This is a genomic window from Nonomuraea sp. NPDC048892 (genome assembly GCF_040649735.1).
In the GTDB taxonomy this organism is placed as follows: Bacteria; Actinomycetota; Actinomycetes; order Streptosporangiales; family Streptosporangiaceae; genus Nonomuraea; species Nonomuraea maheshkhaliensis.
The window spans coordinates 94,518-110,438 of the sequence record NZ_JBEZFZ010000001.1 but is presented as its reverse complement, the minus strand read 5'-3'; the positions used below and the strand labels follow the sequence as shown (position 1 = coordinate 110,438).

Sequence of the window (15,921 nt, the reverse complement as noted above, 5' to 3'; positions counted from 1 at the left end):
GGACCAGGACCGCGTCCGGCCCGAGTCCACCGCGCGCCGGCTTCGCGCGCCGGAGTTTCATCGATGCTCTCCCCTCGTGATGACTTCGCCGGGCTCGGCGAGCTGATCGGCGGGCAGGGGTGGCGCGGCCGGGTCGAAGCAGGACGCCAGTACAGCGCTGACGGCCTCGGCGTTCAGAAGCCGGACCGTGACCCCGCATGCCGGAAGCAGTCGCGTGGCCTCCTCCACCCGCCGTAGCGCTCGCGCCGTGGCCGTGTCCTGTCCGCCCGCGGCGGGTTCGCGGACGATCAGGAGGACCTGGCGGCTCAGGAGGTCGTGCCGGGCGGACAGCTCGGCGAGGAACGCGGCATGCTCGTGCGCGGCGGCCGTCAACGCTGAATGAGCAAGAGCGTCCGCGCCCTCCAGCAGCTGGTTGATCGTCGGAGCGAGATCCACCCGTTGGGCACGTACCAGGATCTGCGCCGGTCCGGACAGCGAGTTGAGCCAGCGTCCGAATGTGGCTACGAGCGCGTCCTGCTCCACGGGTGTCCGCAGCGCGAAACTGACCGTGGACACCTCCGCCACCGCGGCGACGCCATCCGAGCCGAGATCGATCAATCCGTCACCGATCACCCCACGAGCAGGCAGGCGCAGCGGAGCAGGCCGGGCGTCGGATCGAGCGGCCACCCACGACGGAGCCGCAGGCGCTTGCTCCGGTGAGGGGGCCATGGCCTTCGGCGAGACCAGGTGACGCAGGGCGGCCAGCAGATACCGATCCAGCGGGACGCCGTCACGCCGCCCGATCGCCAGCAGCAGTCCTGCCAGCCCGACCGGCAAGGCGCCGGCCGCGAACACCAGCAGGTCGACATGGTCGCCGGCGATCAGGTAAACGGCGTACAGGGTGGCTGCGGTGCCGCCGAGGATGGCTACCTGGCGTGCGGTGCACGCTCCGACGATTCGGTCGTCTTGCTCCACATCAGCGGGAATCCGTACCGACCAGCTCATTTCCTTTCACCTCCTGCGGCGGGCGGAGTGCGCCGCCCTGGGTTCGTGGTGGTGCCGGGGTAGATCGGTGGCTGGAACACGGCAGGCGGAACGGGCCTACCGGGTACGGCAGGGAGAGGGGACGGCTGAGCGCGTCCGATAGGGCCGGTGAAGAGCGGCGGCTGTAGCCACTGGGGCTGTGGCACAGGGCTTCTGTTCACTACGTGGACCGGCGGAGGAGACGATGCCGGGCTGCGGCGGTTGCTCGGGCGACGGGTGCCGGTCGGCGAGTGGCCGCCCTGGCCTGGTCCTCCACGGGGAGCCGGTCCTGCGGGAGGACGCGGCGCGCCCGGACCTGGGCGTCCAGGCGGGCGGCCCGGGGGCAGCGCTCTCGTCGGAACTCCCGCGCTGGTAGCGACTCGGCCGCGAACGCCCCGGCCCAGGTGCAGGGCGTTCAGCACAGGTGAGGTCAGTTTGTAGGCCAGGGCGTACTTGACGATCCGCGTGATCGACGAGCCGCGTCCGGCTGTCTGGGCGAAGATCGGGCGCAGGACCCAGCGCGGGATGCGTACCAGGATGATCAGCAGGCAGAGGGCCAGGACGAGGTTGATGAGCTGCCCGGACGGTATGAGTCCGAGCAGCAGGCGCCCATCCTGGTTGAAGAAGATCCGTACCGTCATCACCAGGGTCAGTGACTGGGCCACCTGGGCGATCAACAGCCCGGTGAAGGCGCGCCACCAGAAGCGGGCCAGCCCATCGGTGTAGGGGAGCGCCAGGCAGGCCAGCGCCAGCGGCGCGGCCACGACCAGCAGCAGCACCATCGCGGCCCGCATCACGAAGGCGATGAGCAGCAGGACCATCAGGATGACGGCGACAAGGGCGAGCAGGATGTAGAAGCTCTCGTCCTGCGCCGGAGGCAAGATCATGGACCGCAGCGTCGTCAAGGCACGCCGGCCGTCGAAGTTCTGCCCGAGCAGAGCCGCTGAGAGCGCGTTGGCCAGCTCGATGATCTTCGCGCAGATCGTGAAGCTCGTGTTGGCGGCAAGGGCGGCAACGAGCAGGCGCGGCAGGACCTCCTTGATCGCGTACCGGGTCTGAACCGTTCCGTGGCCCATTGCCGCGATGGCACCGATGGTGGCAAGCAGGATGAACCCGCTGTTGGCGATCACGGCGCTCGCCTGCCACAGGTCGAAGACCCTGGCGTTGCCGGTCACGTCCGGGGTGGCGAGCAAGGTCACCGAGAGGACCTTCAACATGGGTTCGATCGCCAGCGCGACCAGGTTGGAGAACCACGAGTTGATCCAGCCCGCGATCCAGTCGCCGATGCCGAACCCGAACCCGGGCGCCTCGACCGTGACGTCTCCTGGCGATGGGGACGGCACGGGGGAAGGCGACGGCGTGGCGGCAGCGCTGGCAGTGGTCCCGGCGAGACAGGTGGCAATGACGGCAGCGGCGGCAGCCGTTCTGGCAAGCAGGGCGGCAACGGCCGTCAGCCCTGTGCGCTGCTGAGCGGAAACGCCGATGGTCGGGCGCGGCATCGGGGATCACTCGCCCACGATTCGCTTCAGTACGGACATGAACAGCGGGGCCAGCACCGCCAGCGCGTAGCCGAAGGCCGCCGCCTTCAGCGCTCCCTTAGCCTTCTGGATCTCTCCGGGGTCGCCGCCCGCGATCAGATAGCGGAGCCCGCCGATGGTCAGCATGAGCGTTGCCAGGGTGGCAAGCAGCCCGATCAGCCAGTTCCGCAGGTTGGTGAACACCGCGTTGAGGTTCGAGGGAGCGGCAGCGACGGGGTCCGCGGCGAGCGCTCTGGTTGCCACCACGGCAACCAGCAGCGCGGCGATTGCCGCCGCGGCGATGAGAGAGGTGGCGAGGCCACGAGGGTAGCGCTGCCTCTGTCGGGGCTGCCGCGCGGCCTGCCGCCGCTTGGCCCGACCGGCAACGGACGGGTGGTTGGGGGAGATCCGCGCGGAGCCAGGGATCGTGTCCCTGCCTCCTTCTCTGTCGGTTGCTGGGTCTGCATCCGGGGCTTCCTGGCTCCGCGCGGAATCTGTGGTCGCCTCTCCCAGATCGGGGAAGGCAGCGAGGGGATCGGTGGCCCGCTGGCACAGCTCGTGCAGCAGGGTCATGTCCGTTGCGGACGGCTTGCGGGCTGGGTCCGGCGGGCGCAGGGGAGAGTGCTTCAGCCGGGTCAGGCTGATGAGGTCGGCCTCGTGCTCGCTGAGGACGCCGTCGGCGATGGCGTCGATGAGCACCACCTCGGGGTGGTACCAGGGGCGTGACGCGGTGGGCGGCTCGCCGGGCTGAGCTCGGTCGATCAGGTAGCGACGAGTGCGCTCCCCCGAGTAGCGCGCCGCCTCACACAGGCGCGGGCGGATGCCGGTCAGTTGCGGGTCCACACGGTGCAGTCCCCGCAGGAAGCCGGCCAGGACCGCGATGTCGATGTCCACCGGATCGCCACAGGGCAGGTCGCGGGAAAGCGCGAGCGCGATCCGGCGCAGCGGGGGCATCGCCATTCCGACCGCTGCGACCGTCCAGGACGGTCCGGACCGGCGGGATCGTACGACCAACTCCCGCCAGACGGCATCGCGGCTGTCATCGGTGACCTCACCGCTGGCGAGCAGCTCGCGCAGCTTTAGCAGCACGATCGGTCCCCGAGGAAGGCCGGGCGCCAGGGTGGTGCAGTCCAGGGAAAGGCTTCCCGGGCCGGTGGTCAGCAGCCGGAACGAGGTTTCCGCGGTGTCCAAGGGCGATTCAGCAGGGCGGCGAGCGCTCATGTCGTACTCCGGTCGAGATGAATCTCTGTGGTCTCGAAACCGGTCTACGCACCTGCTCAGAAGCGGCTGAGAAACGTGTTCAGACTTCGCTCAGAAATTCGTCAGAACCGGCCGCATCTGAGCGATCCGCAAATCTGGCAAGCCGGACCTTCCGCCTTCTCGCGCCCGACTTCTGAGCGGCTTCTGATCATGCTGCTTGCCTGGTCACGCATCCGGAACGCGTCCCGACAACCACGATGGAGAACCGCCATGAGATTCACGAGAACGACCGCCTGGACATTCCAGCCCGCCCGCACGACCGACGTCTGACGATTTCCGTGCTGGCGGTCCAGACCGCACGGGCATTCGCCGCCTGGACACATGACCGCCCCAATCCGCCGACCTATGCCGAGATCGTTCTCGGCGCCCATACAGAGGACGGAACTCTCGTGGGCGTCGTGTTCGCCGGCAGCCGGGAGCACGAAGAGGCGGACACGGTGGAGATCGCCTGCCTGTCCACCGACGGCACTCCCGACGCCTGCTCGACACTGCTGGGCGCCGTCTGCCAGGCGGCCGGAGCGGCGGGCTACCGGCGACTGGTCGTGCGCCTCGGCTCGCACGACGCCGCGGTCGGAGGTCGCCGATGACCGGGCTGCGCGAACCGTACTGGAGCGACGAGCAGGCGGCCATCTACCACGGCGACGCCCGTCAGGTGCTGGCCGAGATGCCCCCGGGTTCGGTGGACTGCATCGTCACCAGCCCGCCGTATTGGGGGCTGCGGCACTACTGCGACGACCAGTACGGCCAGGAGTCCACGATCTGGGCTTACGTGGACACCCTGCGAGCCACCTTCGCGGAGGCGCGCAGGGTGCTGGCGAACGACGGCACCTGCTGGCTCAACCTGGGCGACGTCTACGCCGCGAACTCCGACGGCTGTGCCCGCGGAACCGACTTCAACCCACGTCAGCCCTCCGTACGCCCCAAGGCCCGACAGTCGGTGCCGCCCAAGAACCTGCTCGGCATGCCCTGGCGGGTCGCCTTCGCCCTGCAGGACGACGGCTGGATCCTGCGCAACGCCATCGTCTGGCACAAACCCAACGCGATGCCGCAGTCCATCCGGGATCGCCTCTCCAACCGCTACGAGCTGATCTTCCTGCTGGTCAAACAGCGGCACTATCGGTTCGATCTGGATCCGATCCGCGAGCCGTACACCGGAGACCGCCCGATCGCCAGAAGGGCCCGCTCGGGCGGCAACAAGCCGAACAGCATCTCCACCGCGTGGCCACCGTCCGGCAAGTACGGCCAGGGTGCGGCAGGCCCTCGGCACGGCGCGGCAATGTGTCCCACGGGCAGCCGGCATGCCGCCGGCCATCCGAGCGGCAGGAATCCGGGGGATGTCTGGTCGATCTCCACCCGCCCGCTACGCGCGGCACACTTCGCGGCCTTCCCCATCGACATCCCGCTCAAGGCCATCGCCGCCGGCTGCCGCCCCGGCGGCAAGGTCCTGGACCCGTTCATGGGCAGCGGCACCACCGGCATCGCCGCTCAGCGACTCGGCCGCACCTTCGTCGGCATCGAACTCAACGCCGACTACTGCGACCTGGCCCGCACCCGCATCACCGAGGCAGGTGGCCAGGGTGGCTGAACAGCTACAAAGGGCCTGCTCAGGGCCTCCGGCAGAGGGTTCGGAAGCGTACCCTGCAGGGCCCGGATCGAAGGGGTGCCTGCGCGAGCATCGAGAGCTGCGCGTGGAGATCCCCGAGACGTGTCCGGCACTGACCGCTGGAGCAGCTCGTGCGCTCCTGCGGATTCTCCAGAAGTCCAACATCGCGCTGGCGGAGCGTCAGCCGGAAGAAGGGAAGCCTGAATGATCCCATTCGCCTTCTGGGGCCGGGTGTCCACGGAGGACAACCAGGACCCCACTTCGTCGAGGAACTGGCAGTTGTCCCGGTCCCGGGCCTTGATCGAGCCTCACGGGGGTGTGATCGTCGCGGAGTTCTTCGACATCGACAAGTCCCGATCGATCCCGCCGCAGCGCAGGCCGCGCGCCGGAACCCTGCTGGATGAGTTGAGCAACCCCACTCGGGGGTTTGACGCCGTCGTGGTCGGCGAACCACAACGGGCCTTCTACGGCAACCAGTTCGGGCTGACCTTCCCGTTGTTCGAACACTTCGACGTCCCGCTGTGGGTGCCCGAGATCGGGGGCCCCATCGATCCGGCCAACGAGGCGCACGAGCTGATCATGTCGATGTTCGGCGGCATCAGTAAGGGCGAGCGGAACCGCATCAAGCTGCGGGTCCGCACCTCGATGGCCGCACTCGCCCAGATGGAGGGCCGTTATCTCGGAGGGCGTCCACCGTACGGGTATCGCCTGGTCGATGCCGGTCCGCATCCCAACCCGGCCAAGGCCGCGGACGGCAAGCGCCTGCGCCGCTTGGAGCCGGACCCGCTCACCGGCCCCGTCGTGCAGCGCATCTTCGCCGAGTTTCTCGGGGGCAGGGGACTGCTCGCGATCGCGGAGAAGCTCACCCGCGACGGCATTCTGTGCCCCTCGGCCTACGACCGGGCCAGGAACCGCCATCGCAGCGGGATCGCCTGGTCGAAGGCGGCGGTCCGAGCGATCTTGCTCAACCCTCGCTACACCGGCCGCCAGGTCTGGAACCGGCAGCGGAAGGACGAGGTGCTCATCGACGTCAATGACGTCGCCCTCGGGCACATGACCAAGCTCCGCTGGAACGACTCGGACAACTGGATCTGGTCCCAGCAGGCCGCTCATGAGGCGCTGGTGGAAGAAGAGACCTTCGCTCAGGTGCAGGCGCTGCTGTCGGCTCCTGGAAGCGCCCAAGAGGGACGCAAGCCGCGCCGGACTCCCCGCCCGTACATCTTCCGCGGACTGCTGTTCTGCGGCATCTGCGAGCGGCGCATGCAAGGCAGTTGGAACAACGACAAGCCGCACTACCGCTGCGTCTTCCCACGCGAGTACGCGCAGGTCAATCACCTCGATCATCCACGCTCGGTCTACGTCAGAGAGGAACTCATCGTCGAGCCCCTGGACACGTGGCTGGCCACGACCTTCGATCCCGCGCACCTTCCGGACACCATCCGGGCGATGTCCGACGCCCAGCTCGCCGATGACCACCGCCTGGCGGAAGTCGAATCCGTCCGTCAGGTCGTGGCCGAGTGCGAGCGCAAGCTGACCTCCTACCGCGCCCTCGTCGACGCCGGGAGTGATCCTGCCGTCGTCGCCGGGTGGATCGCCGAGACGGAGGCGAAACGGAAGGTCGAGCAGATGCGCCTCGACCGAGTCATGAGCAAGATCCCGAAACGACTCACAGAAGAGGAGATAGCCGAGATGGTGGCCACGATCGGAGACCTGCGTAGGGCACTCCGTAACGCGGATCCGACAGACAAGGCCGAGGTGTACGGAGAGCTCGGACTGGGCCTGACTTATGAACCGGCCAGAAACGCAGTGATCGCCCAAGCTCAGCTTGGACGATCATGTACGAAAATGTGTCCGAGGGGGGACTTGAACCCCCATGCCCATCACTGGGCACTAGCACCTCAAGCTAGCGCGTCTGCCTATTCCGCCACCCGGACTTGGTGCCTGCACGCGGGACCGTCATCTCGCGTCGGCTCCGTAAGGTTAGCAAACTCTGAGCAGTGCGTCATACCAAGTATCGCGACCTTGCCGGCGACGGGTCTTCGACCGCTCAAGCAGAGGCTCCGATGGGGTGGGCATGGGGGCGCACGGGGGTGGGTGGGGTGGTTGGGGAGGGTTTGGGGGGAGGGTGGTTGGCCAAATTCTGGGTCTCGGGTGAAAAGCTCTTGCGGCAACCTTGAGTGCTGCTACGGTTACGGAACGTTGAGGGGTGAGTCCACGGACCGGCCTCACGGTGTGAGGCCGGTTCTGGATACTCGGGAGGAATTGTGGCGCGTGAGGCGGTGTGGCGGCAGAGGGCTCAGGCCCTGGCTGTCCGCCGCCCTCGTGTGATCACCCCGGCGCAGGACGTGACCACCGATCGGGCTGACCGGATGGCGCGGTTCGCGGCCGGCGCTCGTCGGGTCGTCGTGCGGGCAGCCGCTGTCGGCGCCCTGGTGGCCACCGGCTGGCTGCTCGCTGTCCTGTTCGGCACGTTCACCGCCGCCCCGGCGGCCGCGGATTCCACCGCGGCGACAGGGAGGGCGGCGGACGCGAGTGCGGAGACGGGAGCGGCAGCGGCCACCACAGCGGCGGCGAGAGCGGCTCTGTCCGGGGTCGCGCAGCAGTCCCTCCTCGATCCCGGCCACGCCTCGGCGTCGGAGAACGCCGAAGCCATGGCCGGACGTACGGTCGACGGCCTCAACAGCCAGCAGGATCCTGGCCTGCCTGTACCTTCTTCCGCCGGAGAGATCCTGGACACCAATGGTCTGGTGCCCAACGGCGGTGGCAGCGGTCCCTTCGGGGCCGCGACCGGGGATGTCGCGCGGTCAGGGTTCGACCCGCGGCTCCAGGCTGGGCGCGCCCCCCTGGCGCGCCTGCTTCCCCCCGTCGTCCGCACAGCGGCGGACGACCCTTCCTTCTCACCCGACTGAGTCACCCGACTGGGTCACCAGCCTGAGTCACTCAGGCTGGGGCACTCAAGCTGAGTCACTCAGGCTGGGGCACCCGACTCAGTCGCCTGGCTGACTCACCCGCACTGATTCCCCGCCTGATCCCAGGCCGGTCCCAGTCTGTTCTCCCGCCCGGTCCTCGGCTGGTCCTCGTGCGATTCAGCTGATCCCCCCGTCGAGGGCCGCGGTCGAGTTCGAGAGGGCCCGGCCGGTACGTGGCCGACCGTAATAGAGGTCGAGCCGGCAGGCCGGAATCAGGGCAGAGCGGCGGAGCGTGGCATGAATCCCCTCCGCCCGCAGGTGAAGGACATCACGTTCGACTGGTTCGCGAATCCGAGGTCTCCGCTGTGCGCGATACCTCGCACGGCTTCGGGCTGCCCGCGAACCGTTCAGGTATCCCCCCAAAACCACTAGGAGCATCCATCATGCGTACGTGGGCGAAGGCAACGAGCCCTGCGGCTCTCCTGGCCGTGGCCGTCATGTCGTTCGGCGGCGGCACCGCCCTGGCCGACACCTCCGGCGACGGGTCTGTCGCGGGCGGCAACCAGGTCGACCTGCCGGTCTCCATCCCGATCGACATCAGCGGCAACGCCATCGCCGCGGTCGGCAAGTCGGAGGCCACCTCCCAGGGTGGCGCCGAGGTCGTCAACTCGGGCCGGCCCGGCATCCCCAACGAGACGTCGGGCAACGGGTCCGTCGGCGGCGGTAACCAGGTCAACGCGCCGATCAGCGTCCCGATCAACGCCTGCGGCAACGCGGTCTCGCTGATCGGCAAGTCCGACGCGGGCTGCAAGGGCGGGGCCACCGTTCGCAACCAGGGCAAGGGCGGGGCCGGCGGCAACCGTACCTCCGGCGACGGCAGCGTGCTCGGCGGCAACCAGATCACCGCGCCGATCAGCGCGCCGATCAACGCCTGCGGCAACGCGGTGGCGATCTTCGGCGACGCGACGGCGGGCTGCAAGGGCGGATCGGCGGTCCACAACACCGGCGTGGGGGCGGGCGGCAACCGTACCTCGGGCAAGGGGTCGGTGCTGGGCGGCAACCAGGTCGTCGCGCCGATCAGCGCGCCGATCAACATCTGCGGCAACTCGGTCGCGGCGGTCGGCCGGGCGTTCTCCGGCTGCGCCGGCGGGTCGTCCGTCACCAACAACGGCGGGCCCGGCCACCACTACCGCGCCCCCCACCACGCTCACGGCTCCACCGGCAACGACACCGACGGGCGCTTCGGGGTCGGCAGCGGCAACCAGGTCATCGCCCCGATCAGCCTGCCGGTCGAGGCCTGTGGCAACGCCGTGGGCAACGCGGTCGCCGGGTGCAAGGGCGGCGCCGAGGTGCACAACACCCGCGGCGGCTCAGGGGCGGGCGGCAACCGTACCTCGGGCACCGGGGGCGTGCTGAGCGGCAACCAGGCGGTCGCGCCGATCAGCGCGCCGATCGACGTCTGCGGCAACGCCGTGGCCGTGCTCGGCCACGCGTTCGCCGGCTGCAAGGGCGGAGCCGTGGTGAAGAACGGCGGCAAGGGCGCCGGCGGCAACCGTACGTCCGGCGCGGGTGGCGTGCTGTCGGGCAACCAGGTGATCGCGCCGATCACCGCCCCGATCAACGTCTGCGGCAACGCGGCCGCCGTGCTCGGCGCGTCGCGGGCCCACTGCAAGGGTGGCGCGGGCGTCTGGCCGCACCACGGGGTCGGGGGCGGCGGCAACCGTACGTCCGGCGCCGGCGGGGTGCTGTCGGGCAACCAGGTCGTGGCCCCGATCAGCGCGCCGATCAACGTCTGCGGCAACGCCGCGGCCGTCCTGGGCGACGCCGCCGCCGGGTGCCTCGGCGGTTCGAACGTCGGCCGGCCCGGCTTCCAGCGTCCCGACGGGTTCGAGCGCTTCGCCCGGTTCAACAGCAAAATGTCGGGCGCCAAGGGCGGCATGCTGCCGATCACGCCGTCCCTGCCGGTCCTCGGCGGGGTGCAGGAGGTCGGCGGCAAGGTCGGCGGCCTCACCCAGGGGCTCGGCGGCGCGAACGACCTGACCAAGCAGCTACCCGACGTGACCAAGCAACTGGAGAGCGTCGGCGGCGTCACCCACCAGCTCCCCGTCGTCGACGACGCCGCCAGGACGTTCGGCCTGCCCCAGCTCCCCGAGCTGCCCGGCATGCCCGCCGCCCCGGCCAAGCCGAAGCGCACCGCGGTCTCCGCGCCGGTCGACAGCAAGGGCCGCTCGGTCGCGCCCCGGTCGAGCTCCCCGCTCGCCCCGGCCACCGACCTGGTCGCCTCCACCCCGATCGGCGGGGCCGTCAACTCCACCACCCGCGCCCTGCCGGTGCCCCAGCTCGGCCTGATGAGCGCCGAGCAGCCCGCGGGCGTGACCGGGATGAACTCGGGCTCCCTGCTCGCGCTGCTGGCCGGCGCCATGCTCGCCGCCTCGGCGACGCTCTTCGGCGCCACCCGCCGGTTCCGGATCGGCCGTAAGTAAGGGATCAGGAAGTACGTAACACAGGACGGCTTCCGCTCACAGTCTGTGAGTAGGCGGCGGTAGACGCTTTGCCCGTTCCGGGGGCGCGGCCCGGGGCGGGCAAAGCCATGTTCGCGTTCAAAGCGTGCTGCGTACCTTCATGATCTTGCGCCGCAGGCGGACGCGTCGGCTGCCGTCGGGGTAGACCCGGACGCGCGCGAGCTCCCACTGACCGTACTCTGCGTGTTCGGTCAGCAGTTGACGTGCTGCTTCGCGAGTGAGATCGCGTGGAATGAAGATATCCATGTAGGAGTAGTCGAGCACAACGATTAGTCTCCAGGGTGAGTCAGGGCGCCAGGCCGCTCGATGGGCCTTATTCTGCGTGCTTGCGGGTGGACCCGGAAGCTAGTGGGTAGCCCGGGGGAAGGAAATTTCCGCGAGTCGGGTTACCTTTCAGATCTGTGCCGACTCCCGGCAGGGGGATTTGCAAGCGAACAGCGAGGTAGGAAGCAGCGTGCCAGCCAAGAACGGCAGCGCCGGCGGAACACGCCTGGTGATCGTCGAGTCGCCCGCCAAGGCGAAGACGATCGCGGGGTACCTCGGGCGCGGCTACATCGTCGAATCGAGCATCGGTCACATCCGCGACCTGCCGGAGAAGGCCGACGACATCCCCGAGAAGTACAAGGGGGCGCCGTGGGCGCGTCTCGGAGTGAACGTCGAGCACGAGTTCGAACCGCTGTACGTCGTCAACCCCGACAAGAGGTCGCAGGTCAACAAGCTGCGGCAGCTGCTCAAGGACGCCGACGAGCTCTATCTGGCCACTGACGAGGACCGCGAGGGCGAGGCCATCGCCTGGCACCTGCGCGAGGTGCTCAAGCCCAAGGTGCCCGTGCACCGCATGGTGTTCCACGAGATCACCCCGCAGGCGATCCGCGACGCCGTGGCCAACCCGCGCGACCTCAACCTCCGCCTGGTGGACGCCCAGGAGACCCGGCGCATCCTCGACCGCCTCTACGGTTACGAGGTCAGCCCCGTCCTGTGGAAGAAGGTCAAGCCCAAGCTGTCCGCCGGCCGGGTGCAGTCGGTGGCGACGCGGCTGGTGGTGGAGCGCGAACGGGAGCGCATAGCGTTCACGGTCGCCCACTACTGGGACCTTCAGGCGCTGTTCGACACGGGCAAGGCCGACGAGCGGCCGCGCGACTTCACCGGCACGCTGACCGGGGTCGACGGCAAGCGGGTGGCGCAGGGGCGCGACTTCGCCAGCACCGGCCAGCTCAAGGGCAACGCCGACGTGCTGCACCTGTCGGAGGCCGCCGCGGGCGAGCTGGCCGGCCGGTTGCAGGGGGCGTCGTTCGCCGTCAAGTCGGTCGAGCGCAAGCCGTACACGCGCAAGCCCTACGCGCCCTTCAGGACGACCACGCTGCAGCAGGAGGCCAGCAGGAAGTTGGGCTTCTCCGCGAAATACACGATGCAGGTGGCGCAGCGGCTCTACGAGAACGGCTTCATCACCTACATGCGTACCGACAGCATCACGCTGTCGGAGACGGCGGTCGCGGCGGCGCGGTCGCAGGCCGTCAAGCTGTACGGCGCCGCGTACGTTCCGGACAAACCGCGCGTCTACTCCAGCAAGGTGAAGAGCGCGCAGGAGGCGCACGAGGCGATCCGGCCGTCGGGCGAGGAGTTCCGCACGCCGGGCGAGACCGGGCTATCGGGCGACATGTTCCGCCTGTACGAGCTGATCTGGCAGCGCACCGTCTCCTCCCAGATGAAGGACGCGGTCGGCGAGTCGGTCACCGTGAAGGTGGGCGGCAGGTCGTCGGCCGGCGAGGACGTCGAGTTCAGCGCGTCCGGGCGGACGATCACGTTCTACGGCTTCCTGAAGGCGTACGTCGAAGGCGCCGACGACCCCTCGACCGACCGCGACGACTCGGAGAAGCGGCTGCCGAACCTGGTGGAGGGCGACGCGCTCAGCGTGACGCGCCTCGACGTGGCCGGCCACTCGACCAAGCCGCCGGCCCGCTACACCGAGGCCTCGCTGGTCAAGGAGCTGGAAGATCGGGAGATCGGGCGGCCGTCGACGTACGCCTCGATCATCGGCACCATCCTCGACCGCGGTTACGTGTTCAAGAAGGGCACGGCGCTGGTGCCGTCGTTCCTGGCGTTCGCCGTGGTCAACCTGCTGGAGCAGCATTTCGGCAACCTGGTCGACTACGACTTCACCGCCGACATGGAGAAGGTGCTCGACGACATCGCCAACGACCGGGCGGAGCGCGTTCCCGAGCTGCAGCGCTTCTACTACGGCAGCGGCGACGACGGCGACGAGGGCCTGAAGGAGATGGTCACCGACCTCGGCGACATCGACGCCAAGGAGATCAGCTCGTTCCCGGTCAAGGGCAGCGACATCGTCCTGCGGGTCGGACGTTACGGCCCCTACCTCGACCGCGACGGCGCGCGGGTCAACGTGCCCGAGGACATGACGCCCGACGAGCTGACCGCGGAGAAGGCCGAGGAGCTGTTCTCGCGGCCGACGGGTGATCGGCAACTGGGCGCCGACCCGGTGACGGGTCACATGATCGTGGCCAAGGACGGGCGTTACGGGCCTTATGTGACGGAGGTCCTGCCTGAGCCGGCCGCCGACGAAGAGGCGCCCAAGCGGCGGACGAAGAAGGCGGACGCGGTCAAACCGCGTACGAGCTCGCTGTTCAAGACGATGTCGCTGGACACGATCACGCTGGACGACGCGCTCAAGCTGCTGACGATCCCGAGGGTCGTCGGCGAGCTGGAGGGCGAGGAGGTCGTGGCGCACAACGGGAAGTTCGGCCCCTACCTGAAGAAGGGCACCGACTCCCGCTCGCTGGCCTCCGAGGACGAGCTGCTGACGGTCACCATCGACAAGGCGAAGGAGCTGTTCGCGCAGCCCAAGCAGCGGGGCAGGGGCCGGGCGGCGGCCGCGGCGCCGCTGCGCGAGCTGGGCGACGACCCCAACTCGAAGAAGCCGGTCGTGGTCAAGGAGGGGCGCTTCGGGCCCTACGTGACCGACGGCGAGACCAACGCGTCCCTGCGTAAGGGCGACACGGTCGAGGACATCACGATCGAGCGGGCGGCCGAGCTGCTGGCCGAACGGCGTGAGCGGGCGCCCGCACCCAAGAAGACGACCACGCGGAAGGCGCCGGCGAAGAAGGCTCCGGCCAAGAAGCCCGCGGCCAAGTCGTAGATCACATTCCGGCGGCCGCCTGGCCGGGGCCGCCGGAATGTCGGCCGCCGGAAGTAGCATCGTTCATGTGTTCGTCCTGTTCTTCTTGGCCTTGGTGCTGCTCGCGCACGCATACCTGTGGTTTCGGCTGGTGCGCCGCACGACCGGTCCCGGGAGGCTGCGTAAGGCGCTGACCTGGAGCGTCGTCGCGCTGTTCGCGATCCTCGTGACCACGCTCGTGGGCAGCAGGATGGGGCTGGAGGGCTGGGCGCTCTGGCCCGGGTTCATCTGGCTGGCGGTGATGTTCTACCTGGTCGTGATCCTCGTCGTGCTGGAGGTGCCGCGGGCGGTCGTGGCGGCCCTCGTACGGCGTGCGGGGCGGCGGGAGCCGCAGAGTGTGGCGGCGCCGCCTGTCGCGGTGTCGGCCGGGGCGGGTGCTGGGGGCGGTGCTGGGGCCGGGGTGCCCGCTGACGTCGCCGTGGACGTTCCCGTCGCGTCTTCGATGAGCAGGCGGCTCTTCCTCGACCGGGCCACCGCCGCGGTCGCCGGGGTGGGCGCGCTGGGCACGGTCGGGTACGGGATGGTCAGCGCCCTGGGCGATCCCGTGATCGAGCCGGTCAAGGTCACGCTGCCGAAGCTGGATTCGCGGCTCGCCGGCCTGCGGTTCGCCGTGGTGAGCGACATCCATCTCGGGCCGCTCACGGGCATCGGGCACACCGAGCGGATCGTCCGGATGATCAACGGGCTCGAGGCCGACGTGGTCGCGATCGTGGGCGACCTGGTGGACGGGTCGGTGGCGCAGCTCGGGGCGCTGGCTCGGCCGCTCAAGAGTCTCGAATCCCGATATGGCGCTTATTTCGTTACCGGTAACCACGAGTACTTCACGGCCGAGGGGCCGGGGGAGTGGATCGAGGAGCTGGCCGAGCTCGGCGTACGCTCCTTGCGAAACGAACGGGTGGAGATCAGGCACCAGGGCGCCGTGCTCGACCTGGCCGGCGTCAACGACATCGGGGGCGCCCCGGCCGGTGAGTCGCCCGACTTCGCCAAGGCGCTCGGCGGGCGCGAGCCCGGCCGGTCCACGGTGCTGCTGGCGCACCAGCCGGTCCAGGTGAAGGAGGCCGCGCGGCACGGCGTCGACCTGCAGCTCTCCGGCCACACGCACGGCGGGCAGATCGCGCCGTTCAACCTGGTGGTGGGGCTGCAGCAGCCGGTCGTGTCTGGGCTGGCGACCGTGGACGGGGTGCAGGTGTACGTCACCAGGGGAGCGGGCTTCTGGGGCCCGCCTGTGCGCGTCGGGGCACCGCCCGAGATCACGATTCTCGAACTGCGCGGCTGACCTTTCGTAATCCGGTGGTCACGCCATGCCATGATGGCGTACAGTATCCGAGCGGATACTTTCGGAGGTGTGGTCATGGTCTCCTCGCCGTTGGAGCGAGCGCTGCGGCAGGACGTGGCCTTCTGGGCCAGACGCGGCGGGCTGCTGTTCAAGCAGGCCAGGCATGCGGCCAGCCTCAACCAGAAGGCGCTGGCCAGCGTGAGCGGCACCTCGCGCACGACGCTGTCGGCGTACGAGCACGGCAGGAAGTCGCCGACGCTGGAGACCGCGGGGCGCATCCTCGACGCCGCCGGGTTCCGGCTGGTGCTGGAGGCCAAGGTCGAGTGCGTGCCCCGGGTGACCGGCGAGGGGCGGACCGTCCACGTGCCCACCCGGCTGGGCCGGCTGCCGGTGGCGGCGGCGCTGGGGTCCGTGCGGGTCGGCGGGCGCGACTACGATCTGTCCGACCGGGACGAGCGCCGGGCGGCCTACACGGCGTTGCTGTGCGAGGGCGAGCCCGGAGAGCTGCTCGCTCACGTCGACGGCGTGCTGCTGATCGACCTGTGGGACGAGCTCGCTCTGCCCGACGACGTCAGGGCCGAGTGGCGGCCATTGGTGGAAGAGGCGCGACATGAGGCCGGAGTTATGAATTGAGAAGGT

Annotated in this window: 11 protein-coding genes, 1 tRNA gene and 1 pseudogene; 8 read left to right on the top strand and 5 right to left on the bottom strand. The window is 69.4% G+C overall.

Translation table 11 applies throughout. The features are described 5' to 3' along the window. Positions 1–57: 57 nt before the first annotated feature. From AB0C28_RS00550 to AB0C28_RS00540, 3 genes are all read right to left on the bottom strand, one after another. Positions 58–984 (bottom strand): PrgI family protein, encoded by a 927-nt coding sequence (locus AB0C28_RS00550; protein WP_358072410.1) that lies wholly within the window; start codon positions 982–984, stop codon positions 58–60. Next, the gene (locus AB0C28_RS00545) at positions 981–2,345 is read right to left on the bottom strand and encodes a conjugal transfer protein TrbL family protein (protein WP_358072408.1); all 1,365 of its coding nucleotides are present in this window, start codon (positions 2,343–2,345) and stop codon (positions 981–983) included. The genes AB0C28_RS00550 and AB0C28_RS00545 overlap by 4 nt, the downstream gene beginning before the upstream one ends. 162 nt (positions 2,346–2,507) lie before the next feature. Beyond that, positions 2,508–3,740 (bottom strand): hypothetical protein, encoded by a 1,233-nt coding sequence (locus tag AB0C28_RS00540; RefSeq protein WP_358072406.1) that lies wholly within the window; start codon positions 3,738–3,740, stop codon positions 2,508–2,510. 236 nt (positions 3,741–3,976) lie between these two features. On the opposite strand from AB0C28_RS00540, the gene AB0C28_RS00535 reads away from it, so the two are divergent. The 3 genes and pseudogenes from AB0C28_RS00535 to AB0C28_RS00525 all read left to right on the top strand — a co-directional run. Then, positions 3,977–4,366: an XF1762 family protein gene (locus AB0C28_RS00535; RefSeq protein ID WP_358072404.1), complete on the top strand. Its 390-nt coding sequence runs from the start codon at positions 3,977–3,979 to the stop codon at positions 4,364–4,366. Then, positions 4,363–5,364, top strand: coding sequence for a site-specific DNA-methyltransferase (locus AB0C28_RS00530; RefSeq protein ID WP_358072402.1), 1,002 nt, complete (start codon positions 4,363–4,365; stop codon positions 5,362–5,364). The genes AB0C28_RS00535 and AB0C28_RS00530 overlap by 4 nt, the downstream gene beginning before the upstream one ends. 222 nt (positions 5,365–5,586) lie before the next feature. Next, positions 5,587–6,699: pseudogene (locus AB0C28_RS00525) on the top strand (recombinase family protein); the annotation flags it as partial. A gap of 531 nt (positions 6,700–7,230) precedes the next feature. On the opposite strand, the gene AB0C28_RS00520 reads toward AB0C28_RS00525, so the two are convergent. Further along, positions 7,231–7,316, bottom strand: a tRNA-Leu gene (locus AB0C28_RS00520). 411 nt (positions 7,317–7,727) lie between these two features. On the opposite strand from AB0C28_RS00520, the gene AB0C28_RS00515 reads away from it, so the two are divergent. Beyond that, entirely contained in the window at positions 7,728–8,291 is a 564-nt protein-coding gene (locus AB0C28_RS00515; protein WP_358072400.1) for a hypothetical protein, read from the top strand. A 443-nt stretch (positions 8,292–8,734) separates the two neighbouring features. Next, entirely contained in the window at positions 8,735–10,774 is a 2,040-nt protein-coding gene (locus AB0C28_RS00510) for a chaplin family protein (protein ID WP_358072398.1), read from the top strand. A gap of 117 nt (positions 10,775–10,891) precedes the next feature. Here the strand turns inward: AB0C28_RS00510 and AB0C28_RS00505 are convergent, their stop codons facing one another. Further along, positions 10,892–11,077: a DUF5703 family protein gene (locus tag AB0C28_RS00505; protein WP_106243331.1), complete on the bottom strand. Its 186-nt coding sequence runs from the start codon at positions 11,075–11,077 to the stop codon at positions 10,892–10,894. A 190-nt stretch (positions 11,078–11,267) separates the two neighbouring features. Here AB0C28_RS00505 and topA point away from each other — a divergent pair, with 190 nt between their 5' ends. The 3 genes from topA (at position 11,268) to AB0C28_RS00490 (ending at position 15,915) form a co-directional block, all read left to right on the top strand. Further along, positions 11,268–13,967 (top strand): type I DNA topoisomerase, encoded by a 2,700-nt coding sequence (gene topA / locus AB0C28_RS00500; RefSeq protein WP_358072396.1) that lies wholly within the window; start codon positions 11,268–11,270, stop codon positions 13,965–13,967. Positions 13,968–14,034: 67 nt separating this feature from the next. Further along, positions 14,035–15,282 carry a metallophosphoesterase gene (locus AB0C28_RS00495; RefSeq protein ID WP_357840506.1) on the top strand — a complete coding sequence of 416 codons (1,248 nt, stop codon included), beginning with the start codon at positions 14,035–14,037 and terminating at the stop codon, positions 15,280–15,282. Between the two features lie 75 nt (positions 15,283–15,357). After that, positions 15,358–15,915, top strand: coding sequence for a helix-turn-helix transcriptional regulator (locus AB0C28_RS00490; protein WP_358072394.1), 558 nt, complete (start codon positions 15,358–15,360; stop codon positions 15,913–15,915). Positions 15,916–15,921: the final 6 nt, after the last annotated feature.

Bases quoted from the DNA above. Each gene is read 5' to 3' on its own strand.
- AB0C28_RS00550 (WP_358072410.1), bottom strand. From the start codon at position 984: ATGAGCTGGTCGGTACGGATTCCCGCTGATGTGGAGCAAGACGACCGA.
- AB0C28_RS00540 (WP_358072406.1), bottom strand. From the start codon at position 3,740: ATGAGCGCTCGCCGCCCTGCTGAATCGCCCTTGGACACCGCGGAAACC.
- AB0C28_RS00535 (WP_358072404.1), top strand. From the start codon at position 3,977: ATGGAGAACCGCCATGAGATTCACGAGAACGACCGCCTGGACATTCCA.
- AB0C28_RS00530 (WP_358072402.1), top strand. From the start codon at position 4,363: ATGACCGGGCTGCGCGAACCGTACTGGAGCGACGAGCAGGCGGCCATC.
- AB0C28_RS00510 (WP_358072398.1), top strand. From the start codon at position 8,735: ATGCGTACGTGGGCGAAGGCAACGAGCCCTGCGGCTCTCCTGGCCGTG.
- AB0C28_RS00490 (WP_358072394.1), top strand. From the start codon at position 15,358: ATGGTCTCCTCGCCGTTGGAGCGAGCGCTGCGGCAGGACGTGGCCTTC.